15 protein-coding genes are annotated in these 17,575 nt (G+C 45.5%); 3 read left to right on the plus strand and 12 right to left on the minus strand.

The genetic code is table 11. The features are described 5' to 3' along the window. Window positions 1-48 precede the first annotated feature (48 nt). From ligA to NI462_RS06515, 5 genes are all read right to left on the minus strand, one after another. Window positions 49-2,088 (minus strand): NAD-dependent DNA ligase LigA, encoded by a 2,040-nt coding sequence (gene ligA, locus NI462_RS06495; protein ID WP_035335379.1) that lies wholly within the window; start codon window positions 2,086-2,088, stop codon window positions 49-51. Between the two features lie 109 nt (window positions 2,089-2,197). Next, window positions 2,198-3,163 carry a cell division protein ZipA C-terminal FtsZ-binding domain-containing protein gene (locus tag NI462_RS06500; protein ID WP_155861767.1) on the minus strand — a complete coding sequence of 322 codons (966 nt, stop codon included), beginning with the start codon at window positions 3,161-3,163 and terminating at the stop codon, window positions 2,198-2,200. 1 nt (window position 3,164) lies between these two features. Further along, window positions 3,165-6,617, minus strand: coding sequence for a chromosome segregation protein SMC (gene smc, locus NI462_RS06505; RefSeq protein WP_253159727.1), 3,453 nt, complete (start codon window positions 6,615-6,617; stop codon window positions 3,165-3,167). Window positions 6,618-6,628: 11 nt separating this feature from the next. Next, a complete protein-coding gene (locus NI462_RS06510; RefSeq protein WP_004730660.1) occupies window positions 6,629-7,324 on the minus strand; it encodes a GntR family transcriptional regulator in 696 nt (231 codons plus the stop codon). Window positions 7,325-7,524: 200 nt separating this feature from the next. After that, entirely contained in the window at window positions 7,525-8,328 is an 804-nt protein-coding gene (locus tag NI462_RS06515) for a sulfite exporter TauE/SafE family protein (RefSeq protein WP_071851435.1), read from the minus strand. Between the two features lie 27 nt (window positions 8,329-8,355). Between NI462_RS06515 and NI462_RS06520 the strand changes: the two genes are divergently transcribed. Both NI462_RS06520 and NI462_RS06525 read left to right on the plus strand, forming a co-directional pair. Next, on the plus strand, window positions 8,356-9,111 hold the full coding sequence (locus tag NI462_RS06520) for a biotin--[acetyl-CoA-carboxylase] ligase (RefSeq protein WP_253159652.1): 756 nt from the start codon (window positions 8,356-8,358) through the stop codon (window positions 9,109-9,111). Between the two features lie 14 nt (window positions 9,112-9,125). Further along, window positions 9,126-9,866 carry a type III pantothenate kinase gene (locus NI462_RS06525; RefSeq protein ID WP_253159654.1) on the plus strand — a complete coding sequence of 247 codons (741 nt, stop codon included), beginning with the start codon at window positions 9,126-9,128 and terminating at the stop codon, window positions 9,864-9,866. Here the strand turns inward: NI462_RS06525 and NI462_RS06530 are convergent. The 3 genes from NI462_RS06530 to ffh all read right to left on the minus strand — a co-directional run bounded on the left by NI462_RS06530 (window position 9,820) and on the right by ffh (window position 12,694). Next, window positions 9,820-10,425 (minus strand): RBBP9/YdeN family alpha/beta hydrolase, encoded by a 606-nt coding sequence (locus NI462_RS06530; protein WP_253159656.1) that lies wholly within the window; start codon window positions 10,423-10,425, stop codon window positions 9,820-9,822. The two genes, NI462_RS06525 and NI462_RS06530, sit on opposite strands and share 47 nt — an antisense overlap. A gap of 144 nt (window positions 10,426-10,569) precedes the next feature. After that, window positions 10,570-11,136 (minus strand): RBBP9/YdeN family alpha/beta hydrolase, encoded by a 567-nt coding sequence (locus NI462_RS06535; protein ID WP_004279197.1) that lies wholly within the window; start codon window positions 11,134-11,136, stop codon window positions 10,570-10,572. 151 nt (window positions 11,137-11,287) lie between these two features. Then, the gene (gene ffh / locus NI462_RS06540; protein WP_005247147.1) at window positions 11,288-12,694 is read right to left on the minus strand and encodes a signal recognition particle protein; all 1,407 of its coding nucleotides are present in this window, start codon (window positions 12,692-12,694) and stop codon (window positions 11,288-11,290) included. Window positions 12,695-12,832: 138 nt separating this feature from the next. Here ffh and NI462_RS06545 point away from each other — a divergent pair, with 138 nt between their 5' ends. Beyond that, window positions 12,833-13,642 (plus strand): cytochrome C assembly family protein, encoded by an 810-nt coding sequence (locus NI462_RS06545; RefSeq protein WP_253159658.1) that lies wholly within the window; start codon window positions 12,833-12,835, stop codon window positions 13,640-13,642. 60 nt (window positions 13,643-13,702) lie between these two features. On the opposite strand, the gene NI462_RS06550 is transcribed toward NI462_RS06545, so the two are convergent. From NI462_RS06550 to paaK, 4 genes are all read right to left on the minus strand, one after another. Further along, on the minus strand, window positions 13,703-14,464 hold the full coding sequence (locus NI462_RS06550; protein WP_253159660.1) for a class I SAM-dependent methyltransferase: 762 nt from the start codon (window positions 14,462-14,464) through the stop codon (window positions 13,703-13,705). Between the two features lie 131 nt (window positions 14,465-14,595). Further along, window positions 14,596-15,204: a DapH/DapD/GlmU-related protein gene (locus NI462_RS06555; protein WP_253159662.1), complete on the minus strand. Its 609-nt coding sequence runs from the start codon at window positions 15,202-15,204 to the stop codon at window positions 14,596-14,598. A gap of 31 nt (window positions 15,205-15,235) precedes the next feature. Continuing rightward, window positions 15,236-16,174, minus strand: a complete 939-nt coding sequence (paaX, locus tag NI462_RS06560; RefSeq protein ID WP_004279192.1) for a phenylacetic acid degradation operon negative regulatory protein PaaX — start codon at window positions 16,172-16,174, stop codon at window positions 15,236-15,238. A 63-nt stretch (window positions 16,175-16,237) separates the two neighbouring features. Further along, window positions 16,238-17,530, minus strand: a complete 1,293-nt coding sequence (gene paaK / locus NI462_RS06565) for a phenylacetate--CoA ligase PaaK (protein WP_114541382.1) — start codon at window positions 17,528-17,530, stop codon at window positions 16,238-16,240. Between the last annotated feature and the right edge of the window lie 45 nt (window positions 17,531-17,575).

Raw genomic sequence — 17,575 nt, forward strand, 5'->3', positions numbered from 1 at the left:
TGAAGGTGGCTTTTTTAACTCTTATTCTTTCATGAAATGTGCAGAGATTTAGGCTTCAAGCTGACCATAGTCTTGCATCAAGCCAATAAACTGTTGTTCATTGATCACTGGAATACCAAGTTTTTCTGCTTTATCCAGTTTTGAGCCAGCTTTTTCACCCGCAACCACACATTTGGTTTTGCTGGATACACTGCCACTGACTCGTGCACCTAAGGCTTGCAATAACTGGGTTGCATCATCTCGTCCCATACTGCTTAAAGTCCCGGTGACCACCCAGCTTTCGCCGTTTAACGGCTGACGAGTCGGTGCGATCGGTGCATCCCAGTGAATACCGGCAGCCAGTAAACGATCCAGAACTTCCAGATTATGCGGTGCCTGAAAGAAATCCAGAATCCATTCCGCAGTAATATCACCGACATCTGGTGTTTTCTTTAATGCTTCAATATCAGCATTGCGTAATGCCTCCAGCGTCTGGAAAGTATTGGCCAGCATCCGCGCCGTGGTTTCACCCACCCCACGAATACCGAGAGCATAGATAAAAGCAGCCAGTGTAGTTTTCTTGCTGTTTTCAATGGCATCTAAAAGATTCTGAACCGATTTGGCCCCCATCTTTTCAATACCTAGCAAAGTCTCACGATGTTCATGCAGATGGTAAATATCTGAGACATCTTTCAGAAGATTCAGATGCAGCAACGATTCTGCCCAACGGTCACCCAAGCCTTCAATATCCATGGCTTTACGTGAGACAAAGTGACGAATGGCTTCAATACGCTGCGCGGCACAATATAGTCCGCCCGAACAGCGTGCCAAGGCTTCGCCTTCCGGCATGACCACGGGTGAATCACAGACTGGACATTGTTCAGGTAAATGCACTTCAACTGCATCAACCGGGCGAAATTCCGGCCAGACTTTTTCCACCTTAGGAATTACATCGCCACTACGATAAACACTGACGGTATCACCAATACGTACATCCAGACGGTGAATTTCGCCAATATTATGCAGCGTCACATTGGAAACTGTTACTCCACCGACAGCAACTGGATTTAAACGCGCAACCGGCGTTAATGTTCCAGTACGACCGACTTGCCAATTAATATTTTCTACTGTGGTCAGTGCAGCCACTGCCGGAAATTTATAGGCGGTGGCCCAACGAGGTTCACGGCTCAGGAAACCAAGTTGTTGCTGCTGTTTTAGGTCATTGACCTTGATCACCATGCCATCGATTTCGACACTGAGGCTGGCACGTTCATCAATAATCTGTTCATAGACCTTTTGCACGTCCTGAATACTGTCACAGATAAAGTGACGCTCGCCAACCGCAAAACCGAACTGATGTAACCATTCCAGACTGGCGGACATAGTGGTTTGTCCATGATGCGGCACGCACTGAGCAATCCCATAAGCATAAAAAGCCAATGGCCGCGAGGCAGCAATATTCGGGTCCAGCTGACGCAAACTTCCTGCCGCAGCATTACGCGGATTAGCAAAGGTCTTTTCACCTTTGGCGGCATTGGCTGCATTCAGTTTTTCAAAACCGGATTTTGGCATCAACACTTCGCCGCGTACTTCCAGCAAATCGGGAATGATGCCATTCACCGAAGATAAAAGTTTCGGCAGGTTGCGAATGGTTCTGACATTCTGGGTGATGTCTTCACCGGTTTCCCCATCGCCGCGCGTCACCCCACGCGTCAGTACGCCATGCTCATACCAGAGTGAAATGGCCAGACCATCAAATTTCAGTTCCACATCATATTCAATTTTTTGATTTGGCAAACGTTCTTCAATACGGCGGGCAAAAGCCAGCAGATCTTCCTGATTAAAGACATTGCCTAATGACAGCATCGGCACGGCGTGTGTGACAGTCACAAATTTTGAAAGTGCCTGCCCACCGACTTTTACCGTTGGTGTATCCGGTTGCTGTAAATTTGGATATTGTTCTTCTAAGGCTTTGAGCTGGTGAAAGAGCTGATCATATTCACTGTCTTCAATGCTCGGTTGATCCATCACATAATAAGCATGGTTATGCTTGGCAAGCAGTTGAATCAGTTGACGCATTTGCGCAATGACAGTGGCATCTTGGGTCATAATTTCACCATAAAAAAGGGCGGAAAATCCGCCCTGTAGAATATTCAGCTTTTGGCTATTATAAAAATTGCAGTCTACAGATTCAACTTGGAGATTGAACAAAGCAGCCTTAAACTTCCGTCCCTTGTCCAGCACGATAATCAATTGCCTGATGGCGCCAGAATTCACGTAATTGTGGAGTAAATTCCTGTTGATTCTGGTCATAGACCAGACCGTCCACTTCACGGGCAATCAGACGTGAAATACTGTCCATGGTATCAAACGCATTTTGTACATCGCTATGCGGTAAAGCCAGGAAGAATGCCAGACCTTTTACTTCCTGCGTTGATAGGGTTTCCAGATCAAAGCCTTCCATGCCGGTATCGGTCATTTGCAATACCGAGAACAGCAGTTTTGAACCATCTTCACTATAGCGGTGAAAACAGGCCAGTTCGCCATAACGCAGGCCATATTTCAGTAGAACTTTCAAAGTCTTATCACCTGAAAGTACACGACCTTGCGGATAGATATGCAAAGAAATAATGGTTTCAGCATTGGACAAAGCACTTTCTTCATCCACTATTTTTTGCTCATGCAGATGTGCATCCAGAATACTGCTTTCATCATTAAATTCAGAAATTTCTGCTTTTTCGATGTTGCTGTTCAGGCTGAATTCAGGCGTTTCTTCCTTGGTTTCAGTCTGGCTATTCTCCTGCTCTGCTTTTACTTGCGGAATATCTACTGCCGTGACTACCGACTTTGCCTCTACTTCAGCTTCTGTTGACGGGACAACTGCAAGAGTTTCGACCGCTGTCGGCTCAACTGGAGTTGATTCGGCCTTGTGAAATACTGAAGGCTTTTCAGGAGCCGGTTCATCTATACTCAGGCTTGGCTCGATACGATCAGATTCGACATCCTGTTGTGCCAACTGAGAACGTACATGCCTTGGAATGATAGGCGTCTGGCTATCCGGGTCGATATGCAGGTTGGCATCCAGTGAAGGTACAGCCTCCACAGGTTTTTTGAACAGCATTCTTATACCAAACAGCATAATCACAATTGCGATAACAATCCCGATAATGGTGGTGATTTCCATATTATACCTCCGCAGCTAGGCCGTATTCTTTTGCCTGTTCCAAATTAACTGTCACTAATTTTGATGTTCCCGGTTCAGGCATGGTTACACCTAAAAGATCAGTCGCCATCATCATTGCAAGTTTGTTATGGGTAATATAAATAAATTGCACGTGTTCAGAAAGCTCTTTGACTAAATTACAAAAGCGTCCCACATTGGCATCATCCAGGGGTGCATCGACTTCATCCAATACGCAAAATGGTGCCGGATTTAAGCGAAAAATCGCGAATACCAATGCTAATGCAGTTAAGGCCTTTTCTCCACCAGAGAGTAAGGCCAATGAGCTGTTTCGTTTACCCGGTGGTCGGGCCATCAGTTTTACCCCCGACTGCCAGCCATCTTCAAGGCTTAAACTCGCCTCACCACCTTCAAACACTTTCGGGAACAGGTTTTGCAGCTCAGCATTGACCTGATCAAACGTGTGCATAAACAGTTTACGAGTTTCCTGATCAATACTCTTCATCGCGGCCTGTAGCTGTTCAACCGTATTTTCCAGATCCTGCATCTGGTGACTCAGTTCCTCATAACGTTTTGACACTTCTTCATATTCTTCAGAAGCCGCCAGATTGACTGCACCGAGCTTATCAAACTGGGCCTGAGCTTTTTCCAGTTTGGCTTGATGTGCTTTAACATCAATATCCAGCCCGGAAATTACTTCACTATTCAATTCTTTCAGTTGTTCAGAATAATGCTGCAAATCAGATTTGGCTGCCTGCCAAGCCAGACGTTTTTCTTCCAGTGTAGTGCGAAGTTTTTCATCCTGCTGCTGAAAGCTGTGACGCTGTTCGGTCAAGTGCTGCTGTTTGCTCTGCACCTGATTTAATTCAATCTGCCAGTCGGCCCAAGTCTTTTGCAGTTTTTCAGTGATCTGCGCCTGTTCATTGAACTGGCTCTGTAAAGCAGGTAATTCCAGCTGTACCGGATCGACAAACTTTTTGGCCTGCTCGATTTGTGCAGTAATTTGTTGAGACTGTTCTTTTAGGAATACCTGATCTTTTTCCAGCAATTCGATCTGCTGCTGGCTTTGCACATTTTGCCGGCGCAGCACTTCCAGTTCCTGCTGCGCTTGCTGACTGAGCTGCTGTGAGTCATCCAACTGAGCGCTCAATTCTTCAAGCTGGAATTGCAGGGTTTTATAATTTGGTAGCGCCTGTTCCAGCTTGATATTCAAGGCATGCAGGTCAATTTCCAGATCATCTTTCTGCATGGCATCTTCTTCAAGCTGCTCATCCAGTTGTTGTAACTGATGCTGTAATTGCTGCTTTTGCAAGGCGAAAGCATGAGCGCTACTTTGTACTTTGGCAATGTGAATATCGAGTTGCTGCAGCTGCTTTTGGGTATGCTTGTGCTGCTCACTGATACTCTGAATCTGGTTTTGCAAAGCTTTAACCTGATCGGCGAATTCAGGTAACTGCTGCTCCAGCTGCATAAACTTAGGTTCAAGTTCCGCAAGCTGCTGCTCGATTTCATCCAGACGGATTCGATGACTCAATGCACCTTGTCCGGCCTGACTGGCTTCATCATAGTCCAGCGCAATGACCCAGTCTGACCCAACCTGATAGCCATCCAAACTCAGTAATGTCTGGCCTTGTAATAGGTCAGTTTGAAGCGGTAATGCTTGTGCTAATGTATCTACGACCGCGACTTGTTGCCACAGTGAATAATGCGGAGATTCAATCCAGTCGGCCAGACACATCGTATTGGCAATCTGAATTTTATTCTGAACAGCCTGTTGCTTTAACTGACGCGCACAATCTTCAAGGAAGTACTCACCCTCTGCCAGAATCTGGGCAGACAGCCACTTGGCCAAAAACTTTTCGATCAGGCTGGCATGTCCTTTGCCTGCATCATTGAGCTTAAGTACATGCATCAGCTGGACCGCATCGTTTTTAGCATTTGGATTGGCTTTGGTCAGTAATTGGCTCAGGTTTTTCTTTTCTGAATGAAGCACCTGAATTTCAGATTTGAGCTGCATCAAGCGCTGCTGATGGTTCGCCTGCTCTGCCTGCATCTGCTCGAATTGAGTTCTTAAATCTGTTAATTGAATTTCATAGCCAACGATTTGCTGTTCAGCTTGGGCTTTGTCTGCCTGATACTGCTCCAGCTCATCTTGCTGCGCCTGTTGCTGAATCTGTGCACTTTGCTGTTGGAGCGTCTGTTTCTGCTGTTCAATCCGCTCAATATTCTTTGCCAGTTGCTCGCTTTGAGCCAACATCTGTAATTTACGCTGTTGCTGCTGTTCGACCTGGGTTTTGATCTGGGTAAATTGCGCTGCCACAGTGCTATGTTGAGCTTTGAGCTCAGTCAAGTTTTGGCTTTGCGCCTGACTCTGGCCATCTTGCTGCTGCAATTGTGCCTGCTGATCTTCAAGTTGCTGCTGCAAGGTTTCGAGTTGCAGTTCAATCAACTGCAAACGCTCTTTGGTTTGGACTTTTTGCTGTTCCAACTTGATCAGACTGGTGGAATTCTGCTCCAGCAAAGACTGCTTTTGTTGCAGGGTCATTTCCAGTTCAGCCAGTTTTTTCTCGGCCTGTTGCCATTCGCTTTGCAAAGGAGTGGATTGCTGAATCAGACGCTGGAACAGTTCACTGGTGCTGCCCAAATCATGTTCAACGGTGGTCAGTTCGGAACGTACCAGCTTAAAGTTTTCCCCGAGCGTATTCATCTCAAGGGTATATTCTTCCTGTAAACGCTGGCTTTGCTCACATTGAAAAGACAGAATTTCGATCTTGATTGTGCGGATCTGTCCTTCCAGTTCTTTATATTGAATCGCACTTTCCGACTGACGTTTCAGGGTTTTTAGCTGGGATTTCAGTTCGGAGGCGATATCTTCCAGACGCGACAGGTTTTGTGTGGTGTGATCCAGATGCAGCATGGTTTCACGGCGACGCGCCTGATAGCGCGACACTCCGGCTGCTTCTTCAATATAAACCCGCATTTCATCGGGTTTGGCATCGACCAGACGGTTGATCATGCCCTGTTCGATAATCGCATAGGAACGCGGACCAAGACCGGTACCCAAGAAAATATCGGTAATATCACGACGACGGCATTTGCTGCCATTCAGGAAATATTCGGACTTGCCATCGCGGTTGACCTGACGGCGTACTGCCAGTTCATTATAGGCATTATAAGCACCGCCCAGCTTGTCATAGGTATTGTCAAAGCGCAGTTCTACACTGGCCATGCCCACCGGTTTACGCTTGGCAGTTCCGGTAAAGATGACATCCTGCATGCTGCCACCACGCAACTGACGCGCACTGGACTCGCCCATGACCCAGCGTATGGCATCAATGACGTTGGATTTACCACAACCATTCGGTCCCACGACCGCAGTACGATTATCTTTAAAATGTAAAGTGGTACTGTCGGCAAAAGATTTAAAGCCTGAAAGTTTTAAACTGCTTAAACGCATAATGTCCTGATTTAACGTCGTGAGCGTCTGGCCCACGCGAGTTCAATTTGTTTCATCCGTGTCAGAGATTCCAACACAAGGTTGCGCAAGTGTCGACAAAAATCTTCCATAAATAAAGTGGCCTGATGGCTTTTTCGTATCAAAATTGCTTCAGTGACCAGTTTAAATAAGTCAAAAGATTCCTGTAACTCGCGTCTGGAAATATTCAGGGTCAGAAAATAGCTCCGACGCAAAGAAGGCAGCAGTTCCTGATAGTAGCGCATCAGATAAGGATTCCCGACCATCTCATGCTGCTGGGCCATGCCCTGAAAGATCAGATCATAAAACTTTTCAGTGTGTCCTTGGCGGGTTTCTGCTTCCAATTGCTCTAATAATAGCTGAATGCGCTCAGCTTCATGCACCCGCCAGGTTTCCGCCATACGATGCACCATCTGCCCGAGCAATAACGAGGTCATGTCAAATAAGGCACGCACCTGCAAGGCGGACATTTCCGAGACAATCGCCCCACGGCGCGGGAAAATTTCAATCAGCTGGGTGCGTTCCAGCAAAAGCAGGGCTTCACGAACCGAACCCCGACTGACATCAAGCTCCGAGGCAATCCTGAGCTCCTGTATACGTTCGCCTTCGACCAGTTCGCCGCGAATAATCTGTTCGCTGATGTGCTTGGCAATCTGCTCAGACAAACTCTGCGCTTGTTCTAATGGCATACCGTTCCTGTCTTTATTTTTATGGATACTGGTTTAGCCCTTTATTTGGACTATGTTGCTATTAAACGGGTTTTTATCAATAAATACTTTGACATTGTCAGACAATCTTATGTCTATACAGCCAACCTAATTGCATAAAAAAGGAGAATAGTCATCTATTCTCCTTATACGGTACATCAGTTCAACCTAAAAGGTTTAAATCAGGCCATAAAACCCTGATAAATAAAATACAGGCCGACGGTGGTCAGTAAAGCAGCAAAACATTTTTTTAATACGGCCGGTGAAAGCAGATGTGCCACTTTTGCCCCCAGCTTGGCCGTGAAAAAACTCATCATGCTGATGCCGATAAAGGCATAAATATGAATATAGCCAATGGTATTTGGTACGGTAACCTGCGCCTGTTTACCAAACCAGATAAAACCCAGCGCACCTGCGACTGCAATTGGCAATCCACAAGCCGCAGAGGTCGCTACGGCTTTTTGCATCACGATTCCGCAGCGATTCAGAAATGGGACGGTCAGACTTCCCCCGCCAATCCCAAAGATCGCCGATGCCACACCGATTCCACCACCTGCAGCAATTTGTACCGGGGTTGAAGGCAATTTTTGATTCGGATCAATCTGGATATGCGCTCCCTTGAACATTCTAAATGCCACCCAGACCGCAAAAAAGCCAATCATTAACTGCAAACCCTGACCAGATAAATAATCGGCAATCCCCGCACCTAGGAAAGAACCGATAATCAGACCTGGCGCCAGATTACGAAACACAGGCCATAGTACTGCCCCTCGCTGATGATGCGCCATCACCGAACTGATAGAAGTCACAATAATCGTTGCCAAGGAAGTGCCCACCGCCATATGCATAATCACGCTGGGATCGTGCTGAAGCTGGGTAAAAACAATGTACAGGATCGGCACAATAATCAAACCACCACCGACCCCAAACAGGCCTGCGGTGAATCCGGCAATTGCACCAATCAATAAATATATGATTAACTCCATAACGATATTTACCACGTTTAGATTCAAATGGATGTAGAAACTCGTGAACTGCAACAACGATTAAGCGATGCAGGCCAACTCCCGGAAGTCTTACTCATCAAACCGATTACGACATCGACCAATGATGATGTGCGCGAATTGGCAACGAAGGGGGTACAGCAGGTTCTGGTGTGCAGTCATGTGCAGACCCAAGGCCGTGGACAGCGTCAACGTCAGTGGATATCACCTGAAGGGAACATCTATTTAAGCACATTGCTGCATACACAAAAACCCATTGATGGTCGTCTGGCGCTGGAAATTGCGTTAAATATCCTGCAAATGCCCAGTCTGCAAGGGCTAGAATTACAAGTAAAATGGCCGAATGACCTGTATAGCCTGCATGGAAAATGGGGCGGTATTCTGGTCGAGCCGATTTCATCCACACAGGTGGTGGTCGGTGTCGGTTTAAATATTGATCCTCTGCCCACCAACCTTCCAGATCAGCAGGTCAGTTCCCTGAGCGAATTGGGATTATCACATACCTCAAAAGTAGAACTAATTGCCCAGTTATATCTGGCGATTCAGCAAGCCGGGCAATGGTTTAATTATGGCAGTCAGAATCTGGCGGCGCGTTTTAATCGATCGGCTGCATTTATGCAACAAGCAGTTGAATTTACTGACGTGCAAGGGCAATATTCCGGTACTTTTCTGGGGATTCAGGATGATGGTGCAGTCAAGATTTTGACCGATCAGGGAATCCAGACCTTTTATCAGGGACAACTCCGCCTTAAACACGGTGGATGAACAGGCATACAGCAATGAAAAAATTATGGTTGGATATTGGCAATACTAGGCTGAAATACTGGATTACCGAGTATGATCAGATTATTGAACAGGCAGCGGAATTACATTTACAGTCTCCTGCCGATTTATTACTGGGCCTAATCCAGCATTTTAAAACACTGGGGTTGCATCAGGTGGGGCTATCCTCTGTCCAAGATAAAATCAATAATGAGCGCATTCTCAGCATTTTAGAAAGTCTGCATATTCCAGTGATTTTTGCTCAGGTACAGGCAGAATATGCGGGTCTGATCTGTGGTTATGATGAACCTTCGCAACTGGGAATTGACCGCTGGTTACAGGTACTTGCAATCGCGACGCAAGCGCATAAAAATTATTGTGTGATTAGTTGCGGTACGGCACTGACCATTGATCTGGCGCAAGGACAACAACATTTAGGTGGTTTTATTCTGCCAAATCTGTACTTGCAACGTGATTCACTGATTCAGAACACCAAGGGTATTAAGATTCCGGATGCCGCTTTTTCTGAACTCAATCCCGGACGCAATACCATCGATGCTGTTCATCATGGCATCCTGCTCGGTCTGCTCAGCACCATTGAAAAAGTACTGCATGATTTCCCGGCACAATTGGTTTTAACTGGTGGAGATGCACCGCTGTTTGCACAACATCTCGCTCAGTATCAGCCCCGAATTGAACCTGATCTCTTGCTTAAAGGCCTGCAGCATTTTGCAGCTCATTTGCCAGACACTGTTTGATAATGTCCAGCAATTGAGGAAATTCAGCAAAACCATCAGATTTATTAAAATGCCCTGCTTTTTTGATCTCAAAAATTTGTGCATTCAGGCTATGTGCTAAACGCAAGGAAATCGGTGCAGGCACATAAGGATCATTACTGGAGATCAGCATCACCGCACGTTTATAGCTATACGGTAAGTTTTTCAAATCGAGCCGGACGGCCTGCAACATTTTATTCAGTTCTGACCAGGCCACCAGCGGTGTATCAAAGGCCGAGACCAGAATGATGCCGCCGATCTTGCGTTGCTGCTGAATATAATGTTCCTGTAAAAAGTTTAAAACACTGACGCAACTCAGGCCATGTGCAACTAAAAAGGTATGTTCATCCATCTGCGGAATGTGCAGTTTCAGATTCTGCTGCCACTCTTCTAAATCAGGCTGAAAAGGGTTGGCCAGCATAATCCGTTTAGACTCAAAACCGGCATTTTTAAGCTGGCGACTGAACCAAGGGTACCAGTGATCATTGGAGGTCGCCTGATAATCCGGCACGATATAGACTTTCTTTATTATATTTTTCATAGTGATTTACTTATTATCATTGAACGCAAATTGCGTCGACAAACAATAAGTTTTAACCAGTCTGGAGATGGAATTCAAGTGCCTTTTTGAACACCATCTCATGTTAAATTTTAAAATTTAGCGAATACAATAACATGCCTAAATTTAAGATTTAATCAGATAAGGTTCGATTACTTTCCAGAGTTCTGGCAAATCAGTACAGCCTTGAGAATCAATAAAATGTCCGTGATGCTTGGCATTCACCACAATGGCATCCAGACTGTCCGCCTGTTCCAGACTAAATTCTGGTGCAACCCGGTCATCTCCTTCGGAGTAGATCACCACACGCTCTGCAACCTGTTGTTTGAGTAAATCAAAATTGATTTCAGCGGCATCAATAAAAGGGTTTACTTCATCCAGACGACCCAGCCGGCCATTAAATCCCGCGATCAATACCAGTTGCTGAATTTTCTGCTGTTTTAATTCTCTGGATAAGTAATGTAATGCGGCTACAGTTCCCAAGCTATGTGCAATAAAAATACTGTCCTCATCAATTGCATCAATCTGTTCACGCATTTGCTGATCCCAGGTGTCCAGTGTCGGTGTAGTTGATGGATCCAGCCGGAGGACTTTTAAACTGACATTTTCCTGTTGGGCTTTTTCCTGAATCCATGGGTACCAGTTTTCTTCCGGGCTTGCAGTATAACCATGTACGACAATTACTTGGTTCATTTGAAATTTCTCTTTATTTTGTGCTGATATTCCCGAGTCTGCCTGATCGGATTTTTATTTTGGGTAAGTAAATGTTGTTTTGTTTAAACCGGTTTGACTATTTATTCGCAATAAAAAAAGGCGCATATTGCGCCTTTTTTTAAAACAAAACTTATTTCTTGTCATTGCCGCCGAACAATGGACCCATACCACCGCCGCCGCCAAACTGTTTCTGCAAGCCGCCGAGTGACTTCATCATTTTTGCCATACCGGATGGATTGGCAAATTTTTTCATCATCTTGGCCATTTGGGCATGTTGCTTGATCAGCTTGTTGACTTCTGCCACTTCCATACCACAACCTGCTGCGATACGTTTTTTACGGCTTGGGTTCATCAAGTCCGGATTACGACGCTCTTTCAAGGTCATTGACTGGATAATCGCTTCCATTTTCTTGACCTGCTTTTCAGGATTGGCTTGCGCCAACGCATCTTGCAGACCGGCATTGCTCATGCCAGGAAGCTTGTCCAGGAAGCCCATCATGCCGCCCATCTTGTTCATCTGCTCAAACTGCATCAACATGTCTTCAAAGTTGAAGCTGCCGCCTTTTTGCAGTTTTTTCGCCATTTTTTCGGCTTTTTCTTTGTCGACCTTGCGTTCAAGTTCTTCGACCAAAGAAAGTACATCACCCATACCGAGAATACGCTGTGCAACACGCTCAGGATGGAATGGCTCCAAGGCATCGAGTTTCTCACCCATACCCAAGAATTTGATTGGCTTGCCGGTAATCGCGCGTACTGAAAGCGCTGCACCACCGCGCGCATCACCATCAGTTTTGGTCAGGATCACACCAGTTAAAGGCAAGGCATCATTAAATGCTTTGGCGGTGTTTGCCGCATCCTGACCGGTCATGGCATCGACCACGAACAGGGTTTCAGTCGGGTTAATCGCTGCATGCAGCTCTTTGATTTCACCCATCATGTCATCATCGATATGCAAACGACCTGCCGTATCGACAATCAGCACATCGGCAAACTGGATTTTTGCCTGTTCAATCGCGCGATTCACAATCGTAATCGGTTTTTCGTCTGCGCTAGATTCCAGGAAAATCGCACCGACTTCACCCGCGACAGTCTGTAGCTGTTTGATCGCAGCCGGACGATACACATCGGCAGAGACCATCGCGACTTTTTTCTTTTGACGTTCTTGTAAGAAGCGTGCAAGTTTCGCTGCAGTTGTTGTTTTACCTGCACCCTGCAGGCCTGCCAGCAGGACAACCACAGGTGGTTTTGCAGCGAGGTCGAGGCTTTCATTGGCCTCGCCCATCATTTTGGTCAATTCGTCATGAACGATTTTGACAAAAGCCTGCCCAGGAGATAACTGAGTCATCACTTCCTGGCCTAATGCTTCTTCCTTAACTTTCGCGATGAATTCACGAGTTACAGGTAACGCAACATCGGCCTCAAGAAGCGCCATACGCACTTCACGTAACGTATCTTTAATATTGTCTTCGGTTAGCTGCCCTGAGCCAGTAACATTTCTTAAACTCTGCGTGAGTCGTTCTGTTAAGGTATCAAACATTGCAAAATCCGCTTAAAATAGCCATGAGCAAAAAATTGTTTCTTAAAATAGAAAATTTATGCATAGAATGCTATAGGATACTGTAGTTCGCAGCGAATTTATATAAATGAATATTCATCACCCTTAAAAAGGTTTGACATGGTTAGCCTCCCCTTGGTTTATACGATCTTAGCATTAGTCGCTTATACCGCTTCCTTCTGGTATCTGTTCATTCATTTAATGTCTAAACGTGCTCCTAATCAATGGTTTGTCTCGCTAACCGCACTGCTTGGACTGGGCTTGCATGCGCTGGTTTTATATGGCGATATGCATACCCCGCTGGGCATCAATTATGATGTCTTTGCCCTGTTTTCCTTTACCTCTGGTCTGATGCTGTTACTCAGCATTATTTACAGCACTTATCGTCCGATTATTGCCCTGAACCTGATCGGGATTCCGGTGGCTGCGACCGGATTAATTCTTGGCTTTGCGTTTACTCAGCCTGCAAAAATCATCACACAAAACTCTTTGGGTCTGGATATTCATATTATCCTGTCTTTGTCTGCTTATGCGGTATTGCTCATGGCGACCATTCAGGCCGTAATTTTACGCTTTCAGGATCGTGAGCTGAAAAAGAAGCAAAAACGCCGCGTTTGGGTCAGTTTGCTACCCTCTTATCAAGACATGGAATCATTGCTGTTTGATATGCTGATGACCGGTTTTGTTTTACTTACCCTCGCTTTGGGCTTTGGCTTTTTTACTATCGACAATTTCTTTGCTCAGCATCTGGCACATAAAACGGCGTTCAGTATCATTTCCTGGCTTGTTTACAGTTCACTATTAATTGGACACTGGAAGTTTGGCTGGCGTGGCCAAAAAGCTGTGCGCTTTACCCTACTCGGTTTTGGCTTGCTGGCACTGGGTTTTATTGGTTCTAAATTTGTGCTGGAAATGATTCTAGGGCGATAAAGAATAGCCCTATAATATTCAAATCATTGTTCAATAAACAGATTCTAGCTCTAATATTTTTTAAACGATTATACGCCCCGCACGCACCGACAATGGCCAGCGAATGACTCTAGGTAATTCTGGATCTTCCCATTCTGGCAATAAGGCATCTGCAAGTACGTTCAGTGGATTATGTCCGAGTGCTTGAGTGGCTGCTTTCACGGCTGACCAAGTACTCATATAACCAATTAACTGATAAAAATTCCATTCAACCTGTAATACCGGTGGCTGAATCGCCATTTCCTGAAATGGAAATGGGAGATTTTTATATCCTTCATCTACATGGCGACGTTCAGGCGGCCAGTACGATGCAAGCGTTACCTCATAAAAATGCTTAAAATAATGATTCAGATGGGGCTCATCCACACTGAACACGCCATAGCTAATTAAAGCCAGAACGGCATTAGGTTTAGCAATCCGGCGAACTTCTGCGTAAAATTTTTCCAGATCGAGCCAATGCGCTGCTTGAGCCACCGAAATCAGATCAACACTCTGGTCAGCACACGGGATATCTTCAGCGAATGCCTGACCATATTGAATTTTTGGATGCGGTTTGGCCTGAGCAATCTGCTCACTACTCGCATCAATAGCCATCACCTGATCAAAGTAATTCGCCAAAACTTCTGAAAGCTGTCCAGAACCACAGCCGATATCTACAGCCAATTTAGTACTTGGTGACAGCTCTGCCAATAGCTTTCCCAATGCATCCCGATAATGCGGACGAAACAAAGCATAGTCCTGTGACTGCTGGGAGAAATGATCTTTAAATTCCCTATTTTCCATATATATGCTTTCCAGACCAGTTTTATTTCAGTCTAAATAGACGGTCAGGGAATGCAGTTGGAATTTGGTTTCAGTTACTTCCTGTTTTTAAAATGCAGAATTCATCTATTTAATAGAATCATGTTCTTAACTTAGTCATTCAAGCTATTCTGCTTGATCTGATAATCTGCCTTAAACGCTTTGTAACTGAGCCGGTCTGTGGAGACTTCTGTTAAAGGACTGACCTCCTGCATTGAGGAAAGACAGCGCTCTGTCAGCTGAATATATTCTTGTGTCCCTTTGCTTTTCCAAGCAATTTCTTTGGTGTCCAGGGGACGGATGACCCGTGCTGGACTACCGAGTACCAATGAATTTTCAGGAATCTGGGCCTTGGCTTTAACCATACTATTGGCACCGATAATGGTATTTTCACCAATCTCGGCTTCATCCAGAATTACGCTGTTCATGCCCACCAGTACATTTTTGCGAATGATACAGCCATGTAAAATCGCGCCATGTCCGATATGACCATATTCTTCGACCAGCGTGACGCTACCGGGAAAGCCATGAATGGTACAGGAATCCTGAACATTGGCATTTTTCTGGATATGAATCCCACCAAAGTCGGCTCTTAAAGTAGCAAAAGGCCCGATATATACGCCCTCTTCAATCACCACATCCCCAATCAGAACGGCTTGCGGATGCACATAAGCGCGAGGGTTGACCACAGGAATCACACCAGCAATGGCATAACACGGCATTATTTTATTCCTTTAAAAATGCAGAATTAGATTAGCTAACGGCTTCCAGTCGTAAACCGCCAAAACGTTTATAAAATTGTGGATGTACCGGCGGCATCGAACCTTCCGAAGTTCGTGCGATCTCCATAAAGAACTCATCCCCTGCCGCAACCACCGTTTGATATAAATTACTGCTCAGATTACGGGCATTCAGGGAAAGCCAGTTGGATGGCAATAATTCAAAAGGCAGATTTGGATCTTTTAGTAAAATCCGGCGAAATTGATGAATCAGCAAAATTCGCAGCTGAAAAGCCTGAACCGGATCCAGTTCATCTTCCTGTTCCACCAGATGAAAGAATTCCCGGAAATCCGCAATGAATTTTTCATAGCGCTGATGCAGTTCCTGCACCGGCCAGTTGGTGGCAACCATACGTTTTACAGTTGGATAGGATTCCTGCCAGAGCTGCAAGGTTTCAGCCTTAAATACCACCACCTGATCGGTCATTTTCAGGTTCAGCAGCAGGTTTTGCAGTTTCTGATGATCACAACCCGGATAGGCCATGACATTGGTGGCGATATTGGCAAAGCCCAGCCATTCCAGTTCTTTTTTTAGAACCAGTTTATTTTCCAGTTCCACTGAACTGAGTAGCACCAGATCCCATTTCTGATCCCATTCAGTGTGCTGAAAACTATAAATTTTTTGATCCGCCATAATAAAACGCTGGCGGCTGCTTTCGGTCACGCGGTAATAGCTGGTGCGACCAATTTTTTCAGACATCAGCCAGCCATTTTGGACCAGACGGAATACAGCGGTCCGTACCGATCGTTCATTAAATCCGAAGACATCCATGAGCTGAATCAGGCTGGCCAGACTGATGATGCCACCGCGGTGAAAAATACAGTCACCGAAGATGGTCATGATTAATGAGGTTCCGCTGAGTGCTTCAGTTTGAATAAAGTCATCAATTATTTGTTTTAATTTCGGATTCATTGCGTTTAACTTTACCTTATAGAAACTGGATGATAGACCATTTGGCTATCATCCAATAGTACTTCATGCAGACTTGCGGATATCAAAAACGCGCTGTGCCTTACCTTCAGAGCGTGGCAGACTTCCTTCTGGCAGCACTTCGACACTTACGGTGATTCCGACCATGGTTTTAATCTGGCTTTTCAGCTGAGTTGCCAGCTGATGCGCCATAATGTCACTGCTATCTTTACGCATTTCGGTACGGATATGCAATGTATCCAGATGTCCCTGTTTGCAAATCTGAATCTGATAGTTTGGGATGAGTTGCTGGATCTGTAAAATCTGCTCTTCAATCTGCGACGGGAACACATTGACCCCACGAATAATCATCATGTCATCACTACGGCCGACAATCTTGTCCATACGGCGCATGGTGCGTGCCGTGCCTGGCAATAAACGGGTCAGGTCACGGGTACGGTAACGGATTACCGGCATGCCTTCTTTAGTAATGGTGGTAAAGACCAGTTCACCCAGTTCGCCATCTGGCAGCACTTCGCCAGTTTCCGGATGGATAATTTCAGGATAGAAATGATCTTCCCAAATGGTTGGGCCATCTTTGGATTCCAGACATTCCATCGCTACGCCCGGCCCCATCACTTCTGATAAACCATAAATATCCAGCGCATCAATGCCTAGACGCTCTTCAATTTCTTTGCGCATTTCATTGGTCCATGGCTCTGCACCAAAGACACCGGTTTTAATCGAACAGTTTTTGGCTGTGCCAAATTTCTTCTCAAGCGCTTCAATAATGTTCAGGCAGTAAGATGGCGTAACCATCAGTGCTGTTGGTTTAAAGTCATGAATCAGTTGCGCCTGTTTATCGGTTTGTCCGCCAGACATTGGGATCACCGTTGCACCCAAGCGTTCAACGCCATAATGTGCACCTAAACCACCCGTAAACAGACCATAACCATAAGACACCTGGATGATATCTTTACTGCTCAAGCCGGCTGCACGTAATGAACGCGCCACTACATCTGACCAGACATTAATATCATTTTGGGTATAACCCACTACGGTCGGCTGACCGGTGGTGCCAGAAGATGCATGCACACGTACAATCTGTTCCTGTGGCACAGCGAACATGCCAAACGGATAGTTATCACGTAAATCCTGTTTGGTGGTAAACGGGTATTTGGCCAGATCTTCCAGTGAGTTAAAATCGTCTGGATGCACGCCAGCATCATCGAATTTCTTTTTATAAACCGGGCTATTCTGATAAGCATGTTGCAACGTCTTTTTCATACGCTGTAGCTGAACACTGCGTAACTCATCAACCGATACTTTTTCAATTTTTTCCATTGCATTGTTATTCATATTCTTACTCCTGACGCAGTCTTCCTGACCACGGTTTAATTCATT

The organism is Acinetobacter lwoffii (assembly GCF_024129715.1).
Classification (GTDB): domain Bacteria; phylum Pseudomonadota; class Gammaproteobacteria; order Pseudomonadales; family Moraxellaceae; genus Acinetobacter; species Acinetobacter lwoffii_U.

Excerpts from the sequence above, each read along its gene's own strand:
- ligA (WP_035335379.1), bottom strand. The coding sequence starts at position 2,088 with ATGACCCAAGATGCCACTGTCATTGCGCAAATGCGTCAACTGATTCAA.
- NI462_RS06500 (WP_155861767.1), bottom strand. The coding sequence starts at position 3,163 with ATGGAAATCACCACCATTATCGGGATTGTTATCGCAATTGTGATTATG.
- smc (WP_253159727.1), bottom strand. The coding sequence starts at position 6,617 with ATGCGTTTAAGCAGTTTAAAACTTTCAGGCTTTAAATCTTTTGCCGAC.
- NI462_RS06510 (WP_004730660.1), bottom strand. The coding sequence starts at position 7,324 with ATGCCATTAGAACAAGCGCAGAGTTTGTCTGAGCAGATTGCCAAGCAC.
- NI462_RS06515 (WP_071851435.1), bottom strand. The coding sequence starts at position 8,328 with ATGGAGTTAATCATATATTTATTGATTGGTGCAATTGCCGGATTCACC.
- NI462_RS06520 (WP_253159652.1), top strand. The coding sequence starts at position 8,356 with ATGGATGTAGAAACTCGTGAACTGCAACAACGATTAAGCGATGCAGGC.
- NI462_RS06525 (WP_253159654.1), top strand. The coding sequence starts at position 9,126 with ATGAAAAAATTATGGTTGGATATTGGCAATACTAGGCTGAAATACTGG.
- NI462_RS06530 (WP_253159656.1), bottom strand. The coding sequence starts at position 10,425 with ATGAAAAATATAATAAAGAAAGTCTATATCGTGCCGGATTATCAGGCG.
- NI462_RS06535 (WP_004279197.1), bottom strand. The coding sequence starts at position 11,136 with ATGAACCAAGTAATTGTCGTACATGGTTATACTGCAAGCCCGGAAGAA.
- ffh (WP_005247147.1), bottom strand. The coding sequence starts at position 12,694 with ATGTTTGATACCTTAACAGAACGACTCACGCAGAGTTTAAGAAATGTT.
- NI462_RS06545 (WP_253159658.1), top strand. The coding sequence starts at position 12,833 with ATGGTTAGCCTCCCCTTGGTTTATACGATCTTAGCATTAGTCGCTTAT.
- NI462_RS06550 (WP_253159660.1), bottom strand. The coding sequence starts at position 14,464 with ATGGAAAATAGGGAATTTAAAGATCATTTCTCCCAGCAGTCACAGGAC.
- NI462_RS06555 (WP_253159662.1), bottom strand. The coding sequence starts at position 15,204 with ATGCCGTGTTATGCCATTGCTGGTGTGATTCCTGTGGTCAACCCTCGC.
- paaX (WP_004279192.1), bottom strand. The coding sequence starts at position 16,174 with ATGAATCCGAAATTAAAACAAATAATTGATGACTTTATTCAAACTGAA.
- paaK (WP_114541382.1), bottom strand. The coding sequence starts at position 17,530 with ATGAATAACAATGCAATGGAAAAAATTGAAAAAGTATCGGTTGATGAG.